This window comes from Actinoplanes sp. CA-142083 (assembly GCF_050942195.1).
Taxonomy (GTDB): Bacteria; Actinomycetota; Actinomycetes; order Mycobacteriales; family Micromonosporaceae; genus Actinoplanes.
This window is the reverse complement of sequence record NZ_CP192076.1, coordinates 1768918-1788887: the sequence shown is the minus strand read 5'-3', so window position 1 is coordinate 1788887 and position 19970 is coordinate 1768918. Positions and strand designations below refer to the sequence as shown.

20 protein-coding genes are annotated in these 19970 nt (G+C 71.0%); 11 read left to right on the top strand and 9 right to left on the bottom strand.

Translation table 11 applies throughout. The features are described 5' to 3' along the window. The first annotated feature begins 23 nt into the window (after window positions 1-23). The 4 genes from ACQPZX_RS08595 (at window position 24) to surE (ending at window position 3165) form a co-directional block, all read left to right on the top strand. Complete coding sequence (locus ACQPZX_RS08595) at window positions 24-938, top strand: cation diffusion facilitator family transporter (protein WP_433376836.1); 915 nt, start codon at window positions 24-26, stop codon at window positions 936-938. A gap of 99 nt (window positions 939-1037) precedes the next feature. After that, window positions 1038-1349: a hypothetical protein gene (locus ACQPZX_RS08590; protein WP_433376833.1), complete on the top strand. Its 312-nt coding sequence runs from the start codon at window positions 1038-1040 to the stop codon at window positions 1347-1349. A gap of 47 nt (window positions 1350-1396) precedes the next feature. Next, a complete protein-coding gene (locus tag ACQPZX_RS08585; RefSeq protein ID WP_433376831.1) occupies window positions 1397-2329 on the top strand; it encodes a 1-phosphofructokinase family hexose kinase in 933 nt (310 codons plus the stop codon). Further along, window positions 2326-3165 (top strand): 5'/3'-nucleotidase SurE, encoded by an 840-nt coding sequence (surE, locus tag ACQPZX_RS08580; protein ID WP_433376829.1) that lies wholly within the window; start codon window positions 2326-2328, stop codon window positions 3163-3165. Before ACQPZX_RS08585 ends, surE begins: the two co-directional genes overlap by 4 nt. On the opposite strand, the gene ACQPZX_RS08575 is transcribed toward surE, so the two are convergent. Further along, complete coding sequence (locus ACQPZX_RS08575; protein ID WP_433376826.1) at window positions 3162-3521, bottom strand: STAS domain-containing protein; 360 nt, start codon at window positions 3519-3521, stop codon at window positions 3162-3164. The genes surE and ACQPZX_RS08575 overlap by 4 nt on opposite strands. A 320-nt stretch (window positions 3522-3841) precedes the next feature. On the opposite strand from ACQPZX_RS08575, the gene ACQPZX_RS08570 reads away from it, so the two are divergent. The 5 genes from ACQPZX_RS08570 (at window position 3842) to ACQPZX_RS08550 (ending at window position 7770) form a co-directional block, all read left to right on the top strand. Next, a complete protein-coding gene (locus ACQPZX_RS08570) occupies window positions 3842-4189 on the top strand; it encodes a hypothetical protein (RefSeq protein ID WP_433376823.1) in 348 nt (115 codons plus the stop codon). A gap of 69 nt (window positions 4190-4258) precedes the next feature. After that, window positions 4259-4831: a YdeI/OmpD-associated family protein gene (locus ACQPZX_RS08565; RefSeq protein WP_433376820.1), complete on the top strand. Its 573-nt coding sequence runs from the start codon at window positions 4259-4261 to the stop codon at window positions 4829-4831. A gap of 72 nt (window positions 4832-4903) precedes the next feature. Next, window positions 4904-6265: a protein kinase domain-containing protein gene (locus ACQPZX_RS08560; protein WP_433376817.1), complete on the top strand. Its 1362-nt coding sequence runs from the start codon at window positions 4904-4906 to the stop codon at window positions 6263-6265. Between the two features lie 36 nt (window positions 6266-6301). Then, a complete protein-coding gene (locus ACQPZX_RS08555) occupies window positions 6302-7156 on the top strand; it encodes a MerR family transcriptional regulator (RefSeq protein WP_433376814.1) in 855 nt (284 codons plus the stop codon). 62 nt (window positions 7157-7218) lie between these two features. Continuing rightward, on the top strand, window positions 7219-7770 hold the full coding sequence (locus tag ACQPZX_RS08550; RefSeq protein ID WP_433376811.1) for a hypothetical protein: 552 nt from the start codon (window positions 7219-7221) through the stop codon (window positions 7768-7770). Here the strand turns inward: ACQPZX_RS08550 and ACQPZX_RS08545 are convergent. Beyond that, complete coding sequence (locus ACQPZX_RS08545; protein WP_433376808.1) at window positions 7761-9548, bottom strand: bifunctional metallophosphatase/5'-nucleotidase; 1788 nt, start codon at window positions 9546-9548, stop codon at window positions 7761-7763. The genes ACQPZX_RS08550 and ACQPZX_RS08545 overlap by 10 nt on opposite strands. A gap of 88 nt (window positions 9549-9636) precedes the next feature. Next, window positions 9637-11274, bottom strand: a complete 1638-nt coding sequence (argS, locus tag ACQPZX_RS08540; protein WP_433376805.1) for an arginine--tRNA ligase — start codon at window positions 11272-11274, stop codon at window positions 9637-9639. A 167-nt stretch (window positions 11275-11441) separates the two neighbouring features. On the opposite strand from argS, the gene ACQPZX_RS08535 reads away from it, so the two are divergent. Then, window positions 11442-11885, top strand: a complete 444-nt coding sequence (locus ACQPZX_RS08535) for a protein-tyrosine phosphatase family protein (RefSeq protein ID WP_433376802.1) — start codon at window positions 11442-11444, stop codon at window positions 11883-11885. 87 nt (window positions 11886-11972) lie between these two features. Next, entirely contained in the window at window positions 11973-12470 is a 498-nt protein-coding gene (locus ACQPZX_RS08530) for an SRPBCC family protein (protein ID WP_433376799.1), read from the top strand. Here ACQPZX_RS08530 and ACQPZX_RS08525 read toward each other — a convergent pair. The 6 genes from ACQPZX_RS08525 to ACQPZX_RS08500 all read right to left on the bottom strand — a co-directional run bounded on the left by ACQPZX_RS08525 (window position 12467) and on the right by ACQPZX_RS08500 (window position 19918). Further along, entirely contained in the window at window positions 12467-13276 is an 810-nt protein-coding gene (locus tag ACQPZX_RS08525; RefSeq protein WP_433376797.1) for a class I SAM-dependent methyltransferase, read from the bottom strand. The two genes, ACQPZX_RS08530 and ACQPZX_RS08525, sit on opposite strands and share 4 nt — an antisense overlap. 10 nt (window positions 13277-13286) lie before the next feature. Next, entirely contained in the window at window positions 13287-15887 is a 2601-nt protein-coding gene (locus ACQPZX_RS08520) for an ATP-binding protein (RefSeq protein WP_433376794.1), read from the bottom strand. Between the two features lie 21 nt (window positions 15888-15908). Further along, window positions 15909-17564, bottom strand: a complete 1656-nt coding sequence (locus ACQPZX_RS08515) for a glycoside hydrolase family 3 N-terminal domain-containing protein (RefSeq protein ID WP_433376791.1) — start codon at window positions 17562-17564, stop codon at window positions 15909-15911. Continuing rightward, entirely contained in the window at window positions 17561-18121 is a 561-nt protein-coding gene (locus tag ACQPZX_RS08510) for a flavoprotein (RefSeq protein WP_433376788.1), read from the bottom strand. The genes ACQPZX_RS08515 and ACQPZX_RS08510 overlap by 4 nt, the downstream gene beginning before the upstream one ends. A gap of 70 nt (window positions 18122-18191) precedes the next feature. After that, window positions 18192-18728, bottom strand: coding sequence for a hypothetical protein (locus ACQPZX_RS08505; protein WP_433376785.1), 537 nt, complete (start codon window positions 18726-18728; stop codon window positions 18192-18194). After that, complete coding sequence (locus tag ACQPZX_RS08500; protein WP_433376782.1) at window positions 18725-19918, bottom strand: extracellular solute-binding protein; 1194 nt, start codon at window positions 19916-19918, stop codon at window positions 18725-18727. Before ACQPZX_RS08500 ends, ACQPZX_RS08505 begins: the two co-directional genes overlap by 4 nt. Between the last annotated feature and the right edge of the window lie 52 nt (window positions 19919-19970).

Here is a 19970-nt window from a genome sequence, read left to right as displayed (position 1 = left end):
CCACCGCGACGGAGGGTTGACTCATGGGTGCCGGGCACGACCACGGGACGCAGGCGTTGCGCGCCGGCGCCCGTCATCGCACCCGCCTCTGGTGGGCGGCGGGCCTGCTGGCCGGATTCATGCTGGTCGAGGCGGCCGCCGCGATCGCCACCGGCTCGCTGGCGCTGCTCTCCGACGCCGGCCACATGTTCACCGACGTGCTCGGCATCGCCATGGCGCTCGCCGCGATCACCGCGGCCGGCCGGGCCGCCACCGACTCGCACCGCACCTTCGGGCTCTACCGCCTCGAGGTGCTGGCCGCGCTGGCCAACGCCGTGCTGCTCACCGCGGTGGCCGGCTTCGTGCTGGTGCAGGCGGTCCGCCGGTTCACCGACCCGCCGGAGGTGCCGGCCGGGGCGATGCTGGTCGTGGCGGCCGGCGGCCTGGCGATCAACCTGGTCGCCTTCGCGCTGCTGCGCTCGGGGGCCAAGGAGAGCATCAACGTCCGCGGCGCCTACCTCGAGGTGGTCGGCGACCTGCTCGGCTCGGTCGGGGTCATCGTGGCCGCCGTGGTCATCGGGCTCACCGGCTGGTCGTACGCGGACCCGATCGTCGCCGTGCTGGTGGCCCTCATGATCCTCCCGCGCACGTTCGCGCTGGGCCGCGACGCCGTCCGGATCCTCGTGCAGGCCGCGCCCGAGCATCTCGACATCACCGAGGTCCGCGCCCGCCTGGCCGCCGTCCCCGGCGTCTGCGACGTCCACGATCTGCACGTCTGGACGCTCACCTCGGGCATGGACGTCGCCTCGGCGCACTTGAGCCTGGAGCCCGCGGCCGAGCTTGCGGCGGTGCTCAGCACGGCCCGCGAGGCGCTGCACGACGACTTCGACATCGAGCACGCCACGCTCCAGGTGGAGCCGGTCGGCGCGAGCGGCGGGTGCGCTCCCGCCGGCTGGTGATCCCGGGCTATGGCGATCATCACAGCTCGCGAGGATGATGATCGCACGCATGCCACCTCCCTACGCTAGGTGGTTATGCCATCACGGGAGGACATCATCATGACGCAGACGGTCGTCCACCAACCGCGCGTGGCCTGGGACGGCGCCCGGGCATTCGTCCGGGCCGCCGGCAGCCAGCAATCCGACCAGTTCGCGGCCCTCGTGCTCGCCCGGCTCGGCAGCGAGGTCTACGGCCAGTTCGCCGACACCCGGCAGCGGTTGCTCACCGCGCTGGTCGAGACCGGCGGCGACCGCTACGCGAGCGATGTCGAGGCCGGCAAGTGGCGGGTCCGCCTGGAGGATTTCCTGCGGACGCATCCCGAGCTGACCGACGCCGTGCACGAGCTCACGATTGAGGCGCACGAGCTTTAAACGCGTTTCCCCCGTCCGGCCGCCCGCAAAAGTGGACAATGTCGGATATGAGCGACGCTCGGGTCATGGTCTTCGCGCCTGCACCTCAACTCACCGTGACTATCGAGCAGCAACACGAGCTGCCCGAGTTGCACGTGCACCCCGGTGGCCAGGGCATCTGGCAGACCCGCATGATCACCTCGCTGGGCGCCGAGGTGATCCTCTGCGCCGCGGTGGGCGGTGAGGTCGGCCGGGTCCTCAAGCCCCTGCTCGACTTCAAGGGCGTCACGCTGCGCACGGTCCCCCGTGAGACCGGCAGCGGCTGGTACGTGCACGACCGCCGGGACGGCAAGCGCCGCGCCATCGCCGAGATCGCCGGCTCCCCGCTGACCCGCCACGAGCTGGACGAGCTCTACAACCTGGCTCTGGCCGAAGGGCTGCGGGCCGGCATCGCCATCCTCAGCGGCCCCGCGCACCCGTCGGTCATCCGCCCCGACGTCTACGGCCGCCTCGCCGCCGACCTGCGCGCCAACGGCTGCAAGGTGATCGCCGACCTGTGCGGCGACCACCTCAAGGCGGTGCTCTCGGCCGGCCTCAACGTGGTGAAGGTCAGCCACGAGGAGCTGATCGCCGACGGCCTCTCCGCCGACGACTCCGAGAAGAACCTCACCAGCGCGCTGCTCAAGCTGCACGACGACGGCGCCGAGGCGGCCCTGGTGTCGCGGGCCGACGCCGGCGCGCTCGCGCTGATCAACGAGGAGATCTACCGGGTCGGCACGCCCAAGCTGACCCCCACCGACGGCCGCGGCGCCGGCGACTCGATGACCGCCGGCGTGGCCGCGGTGCTCGCCCGCGGCGGCGAGATGAGCGAGGCGGTCCGCACCGGGGCGGCCGCCGGCGCCCTGAACGTCACCCGGCACGGACTCGGCACGGGACACCTGGACGCGGTCCAGGTGCTCACCGAGCGCATCAGGCTCACCCCGATCAAGAAGGCACGATGACACGAATCCTGGTCACCAACGACGACGGCATCGACTCGCCCGGCCTCCGCTACCTGGCGCGGGCCGCCGCCCGGGAAGGGCACGACGTGGTCGTGGCCGCGCCGGTCACCGAGTCGAGCGGCTCCAGCGCCGCGATGACCGCGATCGAGGAGCACGGCAAGATCATTCTGCACAAGCGCGAGCTCACCGGGGCCAAGCACATCCCGGCGTACGCGGTCGCGGCGTCGCCCGCCTACATCGTGCTGCTCGCCCTGCGGGAGGCGTTCGGCCCGATCCCCACGATGGTTCTCTCGGGCATCAACCGGGGCGCCAACGCCGGATCGGCCGTCGTGCACTCCGGGACGGTGGGGGCGACCTTCACCGGCTCGTACGCGGGTCTGCACGGCCTGGCGGTCTCGCTCGACGTGCTCTCCCCGCGGGAGGCGTCCTCGCGCAGCGGCGGAGCCGCGATGGACGTGATCACCGACACCGACGACGAGAAGCGGCACTGGAGCAGCGCGGCCGAGCTGGCGGTGCGGCTGATACCGACGCTGCTGCACACGGCGCCCGGCACCGTCTTCAACCTCAACGTGCCCGACCTGCACCTGGACGGGATCCGCGGGCTGCGGCGGGCCGCGCTCGCGCAGTTCGGCCAGGTGCAGATGAGCATCGCGGAAGCCGGCGAAGGTTTCGTCCGAACCGCCGTACAGGCCGCTGACGAGCTGCTCGAGCCGCAGACGGACCTGGCCGCCCTGGCCGAGCATTTCGCCGTCGTGACGCCGCTACGGGCGCCGGTGGAGGCCTCCGACGTCCGCTTCAACCTCGAAACGGTGGCGGTGCACTCCCCGGCGCTCTAGAGGGCGCCGGCCGTCTGCTCGTTTTCCGCCTCGCCGTACGGCTGGGGGTTGCCGAACAGGCCCAGCAGGCCGGTGACCCACAGCTGGCGGTGCGCGAACCGGCTCGGCCGGGTGACGATCAGCTTGACGTCGCTGACCGCGGCGAGCTGGAAGGCGGCGACGAGCGCGCTGATGCCTACGGAGTCGATGAAGGTCACGGCCTGCATGTTGAGCTCGATGCGAGTGGGGTGGCTCTCGGCAAGCTGCGTCGCCACGGCCTCCCGGATCTCATATGCGTTCTCCACGTCGATCTCACCGCTGGGCGAGACCTCCACCACTGCGTCGGCAAGCGTCGACGTCATTATCGACAGCGTCACGCCAATCCCTCCACCCGCCCGGCTGGCCCGGGCGTTCAGCTCCTCTGTGCGCGGGCCGCGACGCAGCGTAGTGCAACGCCGCACGCGGGCTCGCGCCGGGGGGAGTCGAGACTACCCCCGAAAGGTTCGGTGAAACTGACCGAAAGATTAGGCCCCGAACCTGTTAGCCACCTGAGTGGCCCGTGTGAACCGCGTCAAGACTACCGGGGCCCGTCCAGTCGTTTCCGAAACGTGATGGCGTCCACAGCGGACACGTTTGCCGCATGGCGCATACGGGCAGGTGAATGAGGTACGGCGAGCGCAGGAGGAGAAAACAGACCATGTTCTCGACGAGCAGCAAAGCCGAGCGAACCGCCGACCAGGCTTGGGAGTACCTGTCGTCCGCGATGTCGTCGGCGGGCGACACCGCCACGAAGGCGGCGTCGGCCGCCACCGACAAGAGCCAGGACTGGGCCGATGAGGCCTGGCGACGGGCCAGTGCCGCCGCCGACGCGCTGGCCGGGCGCCGTCCCGGCCGCCCGTGGGGCACGATGCTGCTGGCCGGCCTGGCCGGCGTGGCGGTCGGATGGGCCGCCGCGGCGTACGCCCGGCGAGCCCTGGCCCGCCAGGCCGCCGAGGAGGAGCAGGAGCTGGCCCAGACCGCGGTCGTCATCACGGGCGACCGCTGAGCGCTGAAACGGGGAGGTCCGGCCGTCGGGCGGAGCCCTTTGCCGCCCGACGGCCTCTAACCTGTGCCGGTGGACGCACTCTTCTTCGACACCGCCGCTGACCTGCGCGCCTGGTTCGAGGTGAATCATGACTCCGCGCCCGAGTTGTTCGTCGGGTACTGGAAGAAGGGGACCGGCCAGACCGGCGTCTCCCACCCCGAGGCGATCGAGCAGGCGCTCTGCTTCGGCTGGATCGACAGCGTCGCGCGCCGGATCGACGAGCGGAGCTACCGGGTGCGGTTCACGCCGCGGCGCCGCGGCAGCGTCTGGAGCGCGATCAATGTGGCCAAGATCGCTGAGCTGACCGAGCGGGGGCTGATGGCGCCGGCCGGGCTCAAGGCGTTCGAGGAACGCAAGATCGATCAAGCCCCGGCTTACGCGTACGAGCAGGCCGAAGTGGGCTTCGACGCCGATCAGAACGCTCTTTTCCGGGCAGATCAGGGCGCCTGGGAGTGGTTCTCGACACAGAGCGCGTACTACCGGCGGGCCGCGACCCACTGGGTCGTGAGCGCCAAGCGCGCGGAGACACGTGAGCGTCGTCTCGCCCAGCTCATCACCGACTCGGCGGCGGGACGTAGGGTGCCACCGCTGGCCCCCCGCTAGAGGCGGGGCGTCTGTAGAGTTGAGCGACGTTCGCTTGTGTGGCTGAGCCACCCGACTAGATAAGGTCCGACGGTGCTGTCTGCGGGGAACCTCCTGGGCAACCGGTATCGGTTGGACGAGCGCATCGCCACCGGCGGCATGGGCGAGGTGTGGCGCGGCACCGACGTGGTGCTGGGCCGGGTGATCGCGGTCAAGGTGCTCAAGACCGCGATGCTGGCCGACCCCGAGTTCTCGGCCCGCTTCTACGGCGAGGCCCGGATGATGGCCTCGTTCCGTCATCCCGGCGTCGTCGAGGTGTACGACTACGCCGGCGCCGAGGAGGACAGCGACGACCGGGTCGCCTACCTCGTGATGGCGTACGTGGAGGGCGAGCCGCTCTCCGCCCGGGTGCGCCAGGGCCCGATGAGCGTCACCGAGACCATGTCGATCGTGGCCCAGGCCGCCGACGCGCTGCACGCCGCGCACGAGGTCGGCGTGGTGCACCGCGACGTCAAGCCGGGCAACCTGATCGTGAAACCGACCGGCGCGGTCGTGCTGGTCGACTTCGGCGTGGCCCGCTCGGCCGCGGTGACCAGCGTCACACAGCTCAACGCGATCGTCGGCACCGCGCTCTACATGTCGCCCGAGCAGGTCGCCAAGGGCAAGGTCACCGCCGCCACCGACATCTACGCGCTCGGCGCGGTGGCCTATCACTGCATCGCCGGGCACCCGCCCTTCGACGGCGACAACGCGCTGCAGGTGGCGCTGCGTCACCTCGAGGAGGAGCCCGAGCCGCTGCCCGCGCACGTGCCGCCGGCGGTGCGCGACCTGATCGCCCGGGCCATGGCCAAGCAGCCGGCCGACCGGTTCGAGACGGCCGCCGAGTTCGCCGAGGCGGCGTTCGAGGCGGCCGGCCCGCTCGACTGGAAGCGGATGACCGGCACCACCATGGTCGCCCCGAGCAGCCCGGCCGCGCCGACCCGCGCCGTGCCGATGCCGCGCGACCTGCCGCTCGCGGCGCCGTCGCCGGCCCGCCGCACGCCGCGCAGCCAGACCGCGCTGCTGGTGGCAATCGTGGCGATGGCGGTGCTGGCCATCGGCCTGACCATGGCGATCATCTTGAAGCCCGACAACAGCCCGGCCGGCACGGACAACCCGATCAACGTGGCGCCCAGCGAAAACCTTCAGGAGCAGCAGACCGAGACGCCCGAGCCGCTGCCGTCGGTCACCGCGACCACGGCCCGCTCGAAGCCGAACGGGACGGGCAAGGCCTCCTCGGCCCCGGCGAGCGCCTCGGTCAAGCCGAGCACGTCGGTGTCGCCCAGCGCCACGCCCACCACGACGCCGACCACCACTCCCCCGACCACGCCGCCCACGACCGAGCCGGCCACGACTCCCCCGACGACCGACCCGACCACCCCGGCGACCACGACCGCACCCGTGACCGGGGGTTGACCCTGACACAGTGTCAGGCCGGAAGGTACGAGGACCATGTTCAGTATCGGAGACTTCGCCGGCCTGGGCCGGGTGTCGGTGCGCATGCTGCGCCACTACGACGCCATCGGCCTGCTGCGCCCCGCCCACGTGGACCCGCACAGCGGGTACCGCTACTACACCGCCGCCCAGCTGAAACGGCTCAACCGGATCATCGCGCTCAAGGACCTCGGCTTCTCGCTGCAGCACGTACAGGTCCTGATCGAGGAGAAGGTCGACGTCGGTGAGCTGCGCGGGATGCTGCGGCTGCGGCGGGCCGAGCTCGAGGCCCAGGTGCAGCGGGACAACCTACGCCTGTCCCAGGTCGACGCGCGTCTCCGGATGATCGAGATCGAGGGCCACATGGACACCGGAGACGTCATCCTCAAGGAAATCCCGCCGCTGCGGATCGCCGAGCTGTCGGCGACCGCCACCAGCTACGACGACCCCAACTCCATCACCGAGAACCTCTCGCCGCTCTACCCGCGGCTGATGGAGCTGATGGAGAAGGCGGCCGTGCCGATGTGCGGGGCGCCGATCGCGTACTACCTGCCGGCGCCGACCGGCCCGGGCGACGAGACCATCACCGTGCACGCGGCGTTCCCGATCGGCGACGCCGAGGTGGGCGACGACCCCGGCTTCGAGGTGCGCGTGCTGCCGTCGATCGAGCAGGCGGCGACGGCGCTGCACGAGGGCGCGATGTCCGAGGCGTTCCGCACCGGGCAGAAGATCGCGACCTGGATCGACGACAACGGATACCGCACGGTCGAGCCGGGCTTCGCTCGCGAGGTCTACCTCGACTGCCCGCCGGGCGAGTTCGACAAGTGGGTCACCGAGATGCAGGTGCCGGTGCGCAAGAACGACGGGGACTGACCTCAGGTCGGGGCCGGGCCTGCCGATGAGGCGGGTCCGGCAACCGAAAGGCAACCCGCCCCGTGACCACACAGCTCCCTTACGGCCCGCCGCAGCACCCGCAGTGGGGTCAGCAGCAGCCGCCGCCGTATCAATATGGCGGCCTCATGGTTCCGCACCCCGAGCTCATCCATGTCGTGGGCCGTCCCAAGCCCTCGTGGAAGCCGGTGGCGGCGTGGACGTTCTTCTTCGGCATCTTCGGGATCATCTCGGCGGCCCGCCGCGCCGACAAGGCCAAGCGTGTGGGGCAGGACCAGGGTCCTTACTGGATCGCGTTCGGCGTGACGCTGGTGGTCGCGGGCCTGTTCTGGACCATCGTGCCAAAGGTCTTGCTCACGGCCTACATAGATCATCGGCGTGGGGCCGTGGCGAAGTCGATTGAGGGTGAGCTGATGAACAGGCCAGCGGCGAAGGGTGCTCACATCACCGCCGCCGACTGCAAGCCGCTTGATGCCACGCGCCATGGCGGAGACAACGCGTACTCGTGCCATGTCACGCTGAGCAGCGGATCGCGCGGAACCGTCACTGTTCGCTTGAACAGTGACGGTTCCGGCACGATCACGGATCAGAACTGAATCGGCACGCCGTTGCGGACGAGCTGCCAGTTCTTGACGAAGAAGTCGGCCGGGTTGATGGCGCCCTTCGCCTGGGCCCAGTCGATCAGGAGCTGGCGGATCTCCTTCTGCTCGTTGTAGACCTGGGTCTTCACGATGCCGGGGAAGTTGCCGCCGCCCGAGCGCCGGTAGTTGTTCACCGCCACCACGAACTGGGCCGCCGGGTCGACGTCGGCGCCGTTGATCTGCAGGCGGGTGATCCGCGAGCCGACCGGCTTGCTGATGTCGATGTCGTAGTCGACGCCGGAGAGCGTGTCGTAGTTGTAGTCGGGCACCGACGGGTCGCTGATCGTGTTGGGGTCGACCGGCGCGTCGGGGGCGAGGGTCACGAAGTACTTCGCGGAGTACTCCAGGTACGCCTTCACCTCGGCGCCGGTCAGCACGACCGCCTCGAGCGTGTTGTCGTAGATGTACAGCCCGGCGACATCCTTGATCTTGACGTCGCCCTGCGGGAACACGGCGGTCCGGCTGAACGGCGCCGCGATCGACAAAACGGGCAAGTTCGCGTACGACGAGCCGGCCAGCGCGGCGGCGACCGTGTCGGTCTGCACCTTGTTGATGTAGTCGAGGATCGGGGTGTCCTCGTACCGCGAGGTGGCGGCGGACAGCTCCTCGGTGGACCGCGCGACGACCTGGTTGACGTACGCGACGGTCTTGGCGTGCTGCGCCTTGGTCACCGCCAGCACCGCCGGGTCGGCGTCGACCGTGTTGGTGTTCAGCGTGGTGGACGCCTTGGTGACGATCTCCCACTTGCCACGCGAACGGACCAGGTCGAAGTCCATCTTGGTGAGCCGCTGGCCCCACTTCGACGGCTCGGACATCAGCACCTGCGCGCCGGTGGCCGTGTTGGTCACGAACCGCTGCGGGATCTCCAGGTGGGCGTGGCCGAACAGGATCGCGTCGATGCCGGGCACATTCTGGGCGATCAGCGCGGCCGGGTTCTCGTTGGGCAGCTCGGGGCCGTAGCTCGAGGTGCCCGAGTCGCCGCCGTGCGCCGAGATGATCACGATGTCGGCCCCGCAGCGCCGCATGACCGGCACCCACTTGGCCGCGGTGCTCACCATGTCGAGGAACTCCAGCTTGCCCTCGACGTTGGCCCGGTCCCAGATGGCGACGCCCGGGTTGGTGAGGCCGAGGATCCCGACGCGCAGCGTCGGCGCGTGCTTGCCGAGGGAGACCTTCTTGATCACGTACGGCGTGAAGGCCGGCCGGCCGGTCCTGGCGCTGACCGCGTTCGCGGCCAGGGCCGGGAAGCCGAGCTGGCGGATCCACAGGTTCAGCAGCGGCAGGCCGTAGTTGAACTCGTGGTTGCCCAGGGTGACCGCGTCGTAGTGCAGGACGTTCATGGCGCGGGCCATCGGGTGCTTCTCACCGGTCGTGGTGATCGGCTCCTGCTTGGCGTAGTACGTGGCCAGCGGCGTGCCCTGGATGGTGTCGCCGGCGTCGAGCACCAGCGTCGCCCCGGTCGCCTCCTTGCGGATCTTGTTGACCAGCGCGGCCAGCTTGGCCACGCCGACGTCGTTGTGAGCGCTGTCGTCGTACTCGGCGTCCTTGTAGTAGTCCCAGTTATACACATTTCCATGCGTATCGGACGTACCCAGCACGGTGAGGTGGTAGGTCTCCGCAGCGTTGCCGTGGCCATGGGCCTGGGCCGCTTGGGAACCCACGAGCGGGGCCGCCGCAGCGGCTGCCGAGGCGGCGATAACCGTGCGCCGCGATACACCGGCGGGAGGAGTCATCACGAACCTTTCAGAACGGGAACGCGCGCCCGGTAGGGCGCTGAACGCACCCTAACCGCCGGGACATCGACGATGAAGAACCCATTCGCTACATCTCATCGGGAAGATCGATGCCTAGCAGTGACAGGCCGAGGGCCAGCGTGCGGGCGGTCCGGTCGGCCAGTGTGAGCCGGCTCGCCCGGGTCTCGCCGGCCGACCGCAGGACCGGGCACGCCTCGTAGAAGCCGGAGAACGCGACCGCGAGATCGTGCAGATAGGACGCGAGCCGGTGCGGCTCCCGCAGGTCGGCGGCGGCCGTCACGGCCGGCTCGAAGCCGAGCAGGGCCAGCGCGAGCCGCCGCTCGGCGGGCTCGGTCAGCACCACCGGCCCGAGATCAAAAGCGGACCGGGCGAAGATCGAGCGGATCCTCGCGTACGCGTACTGCAGGTACGGCCCGGTGTTCCCGGTGGAGGCGAGCATCCGGTCCCAGTCGAAGACGTAGTCCGAGCGCCGGTCGCCGGACAGGTCGGCGTACTTGATCGCGCCGACCCCGATGGCCGGTGCCGACGCGCGCTGGTCGGCCTCGTCGAGAAGGTCGTCGAGCCGCACGTTGTCGCCGGCCCGCGTCTTGAACATCTTGCCGTCCGCGCCCAGGATCGACCCGAACTCGATGTGCTCGGCGACGCCGTCCGGCAGCCAGCCCGCGGCCCGGCACACCGCGAAGACCATCCGGAAATGGGTCCGCTGCGGCGCGCCCACCACGTAGAGCAGCCGATCCGCGCCGAGCGCCCGCACCCGGTGCCGCACGGCGGCGAGGTCGGTCGCCGCGTACCCGAATCCGCCGTCGCTCTTGCGCACGATCAGTGGCAGCGGCTCGCCGTCCCGGCCGGTGAATCCCGCCGGGAAGACGCAGAGCGCGCCCTCGCTCTCGACCAGCAAACCCTGCGCGGCCAGGTCGTCCACGACGGACGCGAGCTGCTCCTGGTAGAAGCTCTCACCGACGAAGTCGCCGGCGGTCAGCGTCACGCCGAGCCGCGCGTACGTGCCGAGGAAGTTGCGCTCGGTCTGCTCGATCAGCCGGCGCCACAGCGTCCGCGACAGCTCGTCGCCCGACTGCAGGGCCACCACCCGCAGCCGCGCCCGGGTCTTGAACGCCTCGTCGCCGTCGAACTTCACCCGCGCGGCCCGGTAGAAGTCGGTGAGGTCGCCCAGCGAGTGCTCGGCCTCCTCGGCACCGAGATCGACCATGTGCTCGATAAGCATGCCGAACTGCGTGCCCCAGTCGCCGAGGTGATTGGCCCGGATCACGTGGTGGCCCCGCCAAACGAGGATCCGAGCCAGCGCGTCCCCGATGATCGTCGACCGCAGGTGCCCGACCTGCATCTCCTTCGCCGCGTTCGGTCCCGAGTAGTCGATGACCACGCGTTCCGGCTCGGCCACCACCGGCACGCCGAGCCGGTCGTCGAGCCCGTCCAGGGCGGACGCGAGGACGGCGTCGTCGACGGTGAGGTTGAGGAAACCGGGCCGGGAGATCTCCACGGTGGCCAGGCCGGCGAGGTCGGCGCGGGCGGCGACCTCGGGGGCGAGCTCCCACGGCGCGCGGCCGGCCCGCTTGGCCAGCGCGAGCACGGCCGCGGACTGGAAGTCGGCGTGCTGCGACTGCCGGACCACCGGATCCACGGGGAATCCGGCCACGGCGGCGAGGGCCGGTTCGAGCCGGCCGGCGAGCAGAGCTTCGAGATTCATGGCAAACCCATCGACGGTACGCGCGGAGGCGGGTCGACCGGTTCACGGGCACAAAAAACCGGCGGGCTCGACCCGCCGGTGGAAGGCACTGCTTCAGCGGCGGTCGTCTGACCGCCGGCGTCGCTCGCTGAAGCTGTACATGGGCGCGACTGTAGCAGGATGGTGGCGTGCGGATCGAGCAGCTTTGGCGGGCCGGGGAGTCCGGGGTGCTGGCGTTGCCGTCGGGGCGGCTGGTGCGTGGCCGCGGGCTGCGCGACCCGATGCCGTCGGGGCATCCACCGACGTTCGGGGTCTACCTTCTGGGCGACGAGCCGCCCGAGTTCGGCTGGGAAACGCGCTGGGTGCGGTGGCCCGACTTCCGTCTGCCGGCCGATCCGCCGTACCTCATGGAGGTTTTGATCGAAAGCTTGCGCCGCGCCGAGGGTGAGCGGGTCGAGATCGCCTGCGGCGGCGGCCGCGGGCGCACCGGAACGGCCCTGGCCTGCCTCGCGGTGCTGGACGGCGTGCCGGCGGCGGAGGCGGTCGGGTACGTGCGGGAGCACTACCACCCGCACGCCGTGGAGACGCCGTGGCAGAAGAGGTTCGTGCGACGGTTCGATCGACCTCGATAGTCACGCCGTCCGCACGGGCGAAACACAGGGCACTGATCAGAAGCTGCCATTACGCTGGGACAGCACGCCGACGCCCTGGGGGACCCGATGATCGTCGTGGAGCGCACGTTCGCCGTGACCGCAGACCCGGGCGCCGTGCTGGCCTACCTGCGGGACTTCGCGAACGCTCAGGAATGGGATCCCTCGGCCCGGTCGACGCACCGCCTCGGCGCCGGGCCGATCGCGCCGGGCGCGCACTGGCGGCACGTCCGCAAGCTGCTCGGGGTGACGGCCGAGCTCACCTACACGCTGATCGTCGCCGACCCGGGCCGGCTCGTCTTCCAGGGCCGCAGCGAGGGCGCGACCTGCGTCGACACGGTCATGCTCGGGCCGGCGGCGGGCGGCACCCGGGTGTACTACCGCAGCGAGATCGAGATGCACGGGCTGGCCAAACTCGCCACCCCGGTCATGCGCGCGGAGATCGAGAAGCTCGCCTCCGGCAGTGTCGCCGCGGTGACGGCGGCACTCGAGGGCACGGCGGTGCACCGCCGGTTCGGCGCCGCCACGCCGAACCGGCTCACCGCCCCCTTGGAAGAGACCGGTTAGATGGGGTTCGCCAGCACCTGCACGTAGGCCGACGGGATCTTCGTGGTGCCGTCGGTGGCGACGTTGTGCTCGGCGGCCAAGGCGACCAGGTCGTCGTAGAGCGGCTTGCCGCCGTCCGGGCCGAGCGCCTCGAACGCCTTGAGCGTCGGGCCGTAGTTGGTGCGGAAGTAGTCGGCGAAATGCTCGGGGGTCGCGAAGCGGAAGACGAACGTGCGCGGCACGACCCGCAGGTTGCTGACCCGATCGCCGAACAGCTCGCGGATCCGCGGCTCGCTGCCCCACTCCACCGGCCCGCGGATGCCGGGCGGCGGCGGGACCCGGCGGCCCACCGTGCGGAACATGTGACCGATGAAGCCCTCGGGAGTCCAGTTCGCCATGGCGATCGTGCCGCCCGGCCGGCAGACCCGGGTCATCTCGGCCGCGACCTTCTCCTGGTCGGGGGCGAACATCGCCCCGACCACCGAGATCACGGCGTCGTAGGAGCCGTCGGCGTAGGGCAGGCTCTCGGCGTCGGCGACGTCGAAGTCCATCGGCAGGTGCTCGGCCGAGGCCCGCTCCCGGCCGCGGTCGAGCAGCCCGGTGACGTAGTCGGTGGAGGTGACCCGGCAGCCGCAGCGGGCCGCCGCCAGCGAGGCGTTGCCGGAGCCGGCCGCGATGTCGAGCACGGTCGCGCCGGCCGAGAGGTCGGCCGCCTGCGCGAGCTCCTCGGCGATCGGCTGGATGAGCGCGGCCACGGCGCTGTAGTCGCCGCTGGCCCACGTCTTCTGCTGCTTGGCCTTCAGGCCGTCGAGTACAAGTTCGGTCATGCCAAGAACGCTAGGAATCGCCGTCGTTCCCCACATGGGGAGAGTTCCCTAACTTGCGGGCCACAACAGCCGCCTGACCCCTATTCCGTACGCCCAATTTGCCGAGCACCGCGGACACGTGATGGTCGACCGTCTTGGCCGACAGGGTGAGGCGGGCCGCGATCTCGGCGTTGCTCAGGCCCTCGGCGATCAGCGCCAGCACCTCCCGCTGGCGGCCGGTGAGCCCGATCGGATCGGCGGCCGTGGCCGGGCGCGGGCCGCGCGGCACCGGCATCCCCCGCTCGCGCAGCACCCCGCGCAGCCGCCGGGCCGGACGCACCGCGCCCAGCCGGTCGTAGATCCGCAGCGCCTCGGTGGTCGCGTCGGCGTCGCCGGCGGAGAGCGCCTCGGCCCGCAGGTAGGGACAGCCGAGCTTCTCCCACGCGCCGGCCGCGGCCCGCCACTCCCCCGTCACCATCAGCCGGAACGGCTCGGCCGACGCGGCCACGGCCGACGGCGGGATCTCGCTGCCGGCCCGCCACAGCCAGAACGCCAGCTCGCCGAGGAACCACGCGTGCCCGGCCCGCTCGGCCACCCCGAGACCGTGCCACGCCTCGGCCCGCACCCGCTCGAGATCGCCGTCCAGCCAGCACAGCTCGGCCAGGGCGATCGCGGCCGGGCCGACGAACTGGACCTCGTTGGCACGGTAACCCCGCTCGCGGGCGAGCATCGCGTCCTCGCGCGCGCCCGGCTCGTCGCGGCGCGCCCGCAGCACCGCCCGCACGCTCAGCGCCGGCACGAGGTAGGCGCCCGGCGTCGCGCCGCTCGCCATCGCCTCCTCGACGTCGCCGGCCGCGGTCGCCCAGTCGCCGCGGGCCAGCCCGACCCGCGCCCGGTGGCCCAGCACATGCCGCACGTAGCCGTCCAGGTCGCGGGCGGTCAGGAACGGCAGGACCCGCTCGAAGGTCTCCTCGGCGAGGTCGAGCGCGTACCGGTCGACCGCGATCGTGCCCAGGTTGACCAGGGCGCGGCCGGCGTGGTCGTCGAGGCCGGCCGCGACCGCCAGGTCGAACGCCTCCCGCAGGCCGGTCACCCCCTCCGGCTCGTCGCGCTGCAGCCGGGCCGACGCGATGTTGACCATGGCGTGGACCACGGTGTCCCGGTCGCCGGCCTGCAGGGCCAGATCGAGCGCCCGGCTTCCCCACTCGATCGCCGCCGGCTCCTCGTTGGCCAGCATGTAGAGCTGCGACAAGTGGCTGTAGGCGGCGGCCAGCTCGGGGCCGGGCTCGGCCGCCTCGAGCACCCCGACCGCGCGCCAGCAGTAGTCGCGCGCGTCGTCGGGACGGCCGTTCCACCAGCTCAGCCGGGCCATCCAGCGCAGGTCGTCGCCGATGCGCAGCGGGTCGCCGAGCTCCTCGCGCAGGCGTAGCGCGGACTGGCGGGCCTCGATCGCGTCGACGCCGAGGCCCGCGTGGTACGCCGCCAGCGAGTGCTCCTCGAGGAGCTCGGCGCGCTCCTGCGCCGGACGGTCGCCGGCGAGCGCGAGCGCGGTCGCGTAATGCGCCACGGCCTGCCGGTAGGCGCCGAGCTGGGTGGCGCGGCGGGCGGCCGTCGGGGCCCAGCGGAGGACGGCCTCGGCGTCCCCCGCGTGGTGGGCATGGTGGACCAGCCGCGCGGGGTCGACCCCCGGCATCGTCGTCAGGGCGGCCAGGACCTCGGCGTGCAGGGCCTTTCGGCGTACGGGAGAAAGGGCCTCCTCCACCGCCCGGCGCAACAGCTCGTGGCGGAAGGCGACGCCGTCGCCGCTCGTGGTCAGAACACCGCGGGCCAGGCACTCGTCGACCGCGCCCGCACGACCCCGCAGCAGGTCGGACTCGGCGCGGGCGGGCACCACCGAGACCAGGCGGGCGACGTCGCGGGCCGGCTCGCCGAGCGAGGACAGCCGGGAGAGGACCAGGTCACGGACGGTCGGCGGGATGCCCTCGGCCTCGGCCGCCAGGACCTCGGTCACCAGCAGCGGGTTGCCGCCGGTCACCTCGTACACCTCGGGGGTGGCGCGACCGGCACGCTGCGCGAGCTCCGCGACCGCCGCCCGGGAGAGCGGCGGCAGCGTCACCCGGCGGGAAAGGGCAGGCGGGAGTCCGGCCAGGACATTTCGCAAGCGGTGGTCGGGACCGATCTCGTCATCACGGTACGTCACGAGCAGCAGCGCCCGGCACAGCGCGAGGCGGCGGCCGAGGAACGCCACCATGTCCAGCGTGGCCTCGTCGGCCCAGTGCAGGTCCTCCAGGACGACGACCGGGCGGGCCGTCTGCGGCGGCCGGTCGAGCGCCTCCAGCAACAGGTCGAAGACCTCGGCGCGCGGCGCCTCCAGGATGCGCTCGCGGAGGCGGCCGCCCAGCGCGCGGGCGATGTCGTGCAGCGGGCCGAGCGCGCGCGGGGTGAGCAACGGATCGCAGGCGCCCCACAGGACCTGCGCGCGGGGGCCGGCGGCCTCGGCGAACGCGGCGGCGAGCGTGGACTTGCCGGCGCCGGCCTCGCCGCTGAGCACGGCGACCCGGCCGCCCGCCGACGTCTCGGCGAGCAGCCTGGTCAGGGTCGCGAGCTCGTCGGCGCGTTCCAGCAGGTCCATGTACCGGCCACGCTAGGCCTCCTAGCGGGTTTGGGACAGGCCGCTGCCGTACGGGTAAAGCCCTTCGATCGTGACGGGGAGGCGGCCGGTGGCGGGGGTCTTGCCCTGCAGGACAGCGGCCAGCGCGGTGATGGAGACGGGCTGGTAGCCGTAGGCGGCCACGTAGGTCTCGGCCGTGGGGAAGTACGAGAGGTCGTAGGGGGCGCCCACGGCGGTCACAATGATGGGCTTTCCGGTGGCCAGGAGAGCGGCGACGAGACGCTGCTGGGTCGCGTCGGACCACGCGTTGTAAGTCGTGACGACGGTGACATCGTGCTGGATTGCCGCTGCCACGGCCTGGGCTATGACGGCGTCCGAAGGGGAGCCGGTGTAGAAGCGGGTGGCGCCCAGGGCATTGGCGAGGTTGGTCGTCGTGGACACGCCCCAACCCGTTACCAGGACGGTCTGTCCGCTTTGCAGCGGGAGGGCCTTGTCGCGCAGGACCGTGATCGAGCGGGCGGCCGCGTCGGCCATCACCGCCTGGTGGGCGGGGGTGCCTACGGTCGGGGTCTCCGGGACGTACGCGTCATAGGTCTTGGTTTTGAGAATCCGACGCACGGACTGGTCGATGCGGTGCTCGGAGATGGTGCCGGCGGCGACCGCGTCCAGGAGGGTCTGGATGGCGAGGGGGACGTTGCGGGGCATCAGGAGCTGGTCCACGCCGGCGTTCACCGCGTCCAGGACTATCTGCTGGTCGGTGTAGTCCTCCAAGGCCGCTGCCTCCAGGGCATCGGTGATCACTACGCCGTTGAAGTGGAGTTTTTCGCGCAGCAGGCCGGTGATGATCGGCTTGGAGAGGCTTGCGGGCTTGTTGGAGGGGTCCAGCGCCGGGGCGATGATGTGGGCGGCCATGATGCTTTCGGCGCCCGCCTGGATCGCTGCTTTGAACGGCGGGATATGGGTCTTCAGGATCTCTTGGCGGGACTCGTTGGTGATCGCTACGCCGTTGTCCGTGTTGACCGTCGTGTCGCCCAGCCCCGGGAAGTGCTTGGCCTGCGTGCCGATTTTTGCGCTTTCGTACCCTTTTATAGCTTTTATCGTGAAATTGGTGACGTGGTGGGTGCGGTCGCTGAACGAGCGGACGCCGTCGGCGCTGTTCAGGGGGTTGGTGTTGACGTCGACCACGGGGGCGTCGACGACGTTGATGCCCAGGGCCTTGAGCTCCTCGCCGCTGACCTTGGCGGCGCGCTCGGCGGTGCGCGGATCGAACGTCGCACCCAGCGCCATGTTGCCCGGGGAGATCGCCAGCGGGGCGCCGATGCGGTTGACGACGCCACCCTCCTGATCGGTGCTGATCTGCAGCGGGATGCCGGTGTCGGCCATCGCGGCGTGCTGGAGGCCGTTGGAAAGGGCGGCGATCTGGACCGGGGTGCCGAGGTTGTGGCTCCAAGTGAAGTAGATGACGCCGCCGAGGTGGTACTTGGCGACGGCCTGGGCGGCGGTGGTCACATCGGCGCCGAACATCGCCTGGTTGGCCGCGGCGTCGGCGGCGCTCGGCGCGGTGGCGCTGTCGCCGTACACGTAGGAGACGATCATCTGGCCGACCTTCTCGGCCAGGGTCATGTGCTTGAGAGGGTCACTCTCGTGCGCCGGCGTCCCTCCGGCTATCAAGATCAATGCCAGGAGCCACTTGGTCATGACCTCATCGGAACGCGTTGATCGATGGTTGTCAAATCCTCGGCCAGATCCAGCGCACGCAGCCACGGGAAGCGGCGGGGGTCGTTCTGGCCGGGCGGCAGCGGCTCCCAATCGTCTTCGGCCCCGAACAGCACGCGTACGCCTTCGGACCGCAGATCTTCGACCGCCTGCCGGAACGGCCGCCGAGCGGCGAGCGCCGAGTTGACCGCCGGCACGACCACGGTCGGCACGCCACGCCCGATCACCTCGGCGATCGAGCTGAGCGCGTAGGTGTCCGCGATCCCCGCCGCGAGCTTGTTGACCGTGTTGAACGTCGCCGGCGCCACGATCAGCGCATCCGCCGGCGGCGAGATCCGCCGCCCGTCCGGCGCGAACTTGTACGTCGTGCGGACGGGCCGCCCGCTGACCCGCGCGACATCGGCGACGTCGATGAAGTCGAGCGCGTTCTGCGTGGCCGTGACGTCCACGGCCCATCCGCGCTTGCCCGCCTCAGAAATCAGCCCGACGACACCGGAGGCAGCGCCGCCCCCGCACACCACGACCCGCAAATCACCCATAGCTTCCGATTCTGACGGATGATCGCGCCCCGGCGCTTCCCTAATGCGCTCCTGACGCACTCACCAGGCATTATCGCCGCGGGGTTTTGCGGCCGGCCAGGAGGCGGCGGATCAACAAGGGCAGGAAAGGCTGGCTCGGCGCCCTCCCGTCGGGCGCTCGGCGTGGGGGCGGCCCAAGCGGCTCATTCCCCGGCGGCGCGGGCTGTGGAGCCGGCGGCGACGGGGTCGGTGACGGAGGGCTGATGGCCGGCTTTGCGGGTGGCGGCTCGATCGCCGGCTCGGATGGCGCGGGCTCCTCGGGGGCGCCGGTCCCCGACGGCGGGGCGGACTGGGACTGGTAGGAGCGCAGCGCCAGCACGAAGGCGACCAGCGCCACCACCCCCGCCGCCACGCTGGAGAGCTTGTCGGCCAGGTCGGGGCCCAGCGCCGCGACGGCGATCACGACCGTGAGGATCACCAGGAGGGCCAGGGCCGTGGTGCGGAACCAGCGGCTCACCACCAGGTTGGGACGGCGGCTCAGGAGTAGGTGCACCAAGGGCTCGAGGGCGACGATCAGCAGCGTCACGATCAGGGACAGCTGCCACGCCTGGATGCCGGAGTCGCTCACTTCAGCGCCCCCCGGATGTCGGTGATGAACTGCTGCGTCAGCTCCTCGCCGTCGTGCAGGTGGCGGCGGGTGTGGTCGGCGAAGCGGCGGGCGAACTCGGCGTAGTTGGCGTGGATCGGGCGCGGGCGGGAACCCTCGACCGCGTAGCGCACCAGGCTCAGGTGGGGCAGGGCCTCCTGCAGGTCGGCGTCGATGTAGGCGTCGACCCCGGTCGGGGCGAAGCCGAACGACGTGAGCAGCTTCTGCGCGGGGTTGTCGGTCAGGAAGTGGATCGCCTGGATCGCCTCGTCGCGGTGGTCGCTGTCGGCCGCCACCGCCAGGCTCTGGCCGCCGAGAATGCCGATCGGCAGGCGGCCGATGCGGATCTCCTCGGTGTCGGGCCGGGCCCGCTCGGCGCGGTCGAGCGGCAGGTAGCGGACCGGCCAGCTGCGCATGTACCGCAGGCTGTCGCGCTGGAACGCGCGGGTCGTGTCGTCCTCGCCGGCCGCCGCGACGACCCGTTTGCGGCGGATCGCGTCGGCGAGCGGCGCCAGCGCGTCGCGCCACTGCCCCAAGCCGTACGAGAGGGTGCCGCCCTCGTCCAGGATCGCCTCGTCCTGCGCGAGCGCCTGTTCGAGCACGTTGCACACGAACGCCTCGTCGGTCTGGCTGCCGACCGTGTCGAGCTGCCCCGCGAAGGTCACCGGGCCGGTGGCCGACGCGGCGAGCACCGACTTGAGCGTGGTCGGCGGGTCGATCCGCTTGTCGGTGACCCGGCGGAACAGCATGCCGACGTCGGAGTTGAACGGCACCGCCCAGAACTGATCCGTCCCGGCGCGCCGGCACACCTGGCGGACCGGCGCGAGCAGCGAGATGTCGTTCTCGAGATCGATCGGGACGATCTTGCCCTCGGCCACGAACCGGGGAATGTGGATCACGTCGAGGTTGAAGATGTCGGCGTGCGTCTCGTTGAACTTGAGGAACTGGTCCTGGGTGGAGCTGTTGACCTCTTTGACGTCGATCTGGACGTTCGGATTCATCTTGTTCCACATGTCGACCAGGAGCTGGCGCCCACCGGTCGGATCGGCGCCGGTGGCGAGAGTGAGCTGAATCTTTTCGCGCCGGGTGAAGAAGTATCCGGCGGAAGTCGACAGCATGCCCGCGGTCAGCACCCCGGCGAGGAACGACCGTCGCGAATAGAGCTCCGCCATTGCCTGACCGTACTCCTTGACCGAAAGGGATCGACGCCGATCCGTCCGGCGA

What these genes read in the sequence shown, in the direction of transcription:
- ACQPZX_RS08595 (WP_433376836.1), top strand. Translation starts at nt 24, where the DNA reads ATGGGTGCCGGGCACGACCACGGGACGCAGGCGTTGCGCGCCGGCGCC.
- ACQPZX_RS08585 (WP_433376831.1), top strand. Translation starts at nt 1,397, where the DNA reads ATGAGCGACGCTCGGGTCATGGTCTTCGCGCCTGCACCTCAACTCACC.
- ACQPZX_RS08555 (WP_433376814.1), top strand. Translation starts at nt 6,302, where the DNA reads ATGTTCAGTATCGGAGACTTCGCCGGCCTGGGCCGGGTGTCGGTGCGC.
- ACQPZX_RS08520 (WP_433376794.1), bottom strand. Translation starts at nt 15,887, where the DNA reads ATGGACCTGCTGGAACGCGCCGACGAGCTCGCGACCCTGACCAGGCTG.
- ACQPZX_RS08515 (WP_433376791.1), bottom strand. Translation starts at nt 17,564, where the DNA reads ATGACCAAGTGGCTCCTGGCATTGATCTTGATAGCCGGAGGGACGCCG.
- ACQPZX_RS08530 (WP_433376799.1), top strand. Translation starts at nt 11,973, where the DNA reads ATGATCGTCGTGGAGCGCACGTTCGCCGTGACCGCAGACCCGGGCGCC.
- ACQPZX_RS08510 (WP_433376788.1), bottom strand. Translation starts at nt 18,121, where the DNA reads ATGGGTGATTTGCGGGTCGTGGTGTGCGGGGGCGGCGCTGCCTCCGGT.
- surE (WP_433376829.1), top strand. Translation starts at nt 2,326, where the DNA reads ATGACACGAATCCTGGTCACCAACGACGACGGCATCGACTCGCCCGGC.
- ACQPZX_RS08525 (WP_433376797.1), bottom strand. Translation starts at nt 13,276, where the DNA reads ATGACCGAACTTGTACTCGACGGCCTGAAGGCCAAGCAGCAGAAGACG.
- ACQPZX_RS08590 (WP_433376833.1), top strand. Translation starts at nt 1,038, where the DNA reads ATGACGCAGACGGTCGTCCACCAACCGCGCGTGGCCTGGGACGGCGCC.
- argS (WP_433376805.1), bottom strand. Translation starts at nt 11,274, where the DNA reads ATGAATCTCGAAGCTCTGCTCGCCGGCCGGCTCGAACCGGCCCTCGCC.
- ACQPZX_RS08500 (WP_433376782.1), bottom strand. Translation starts at nt 19,918, where the DNA reads ATGGCGGAGCTCTATTCGCGACGGTCGTTCCTCGCCGGGGTGCTGACC.
- ACQPZX_RS08570 (WP_433376823.1), top strand. Translation starts at nt 3,842, where the DNA reads ATGTTCTCGACGAGCAGCAAAGCCGAGCGAACCGCCGACCAGGCTTGG.
- ACQPZX_RS08545 (WP_433376808.1), bottom strand. Translation starts at nt 9,548, where the DNA reads ATGACTCCTCCCGCCGGTGTATCGCGGCGCACGGTTATCGCCGCCTCG.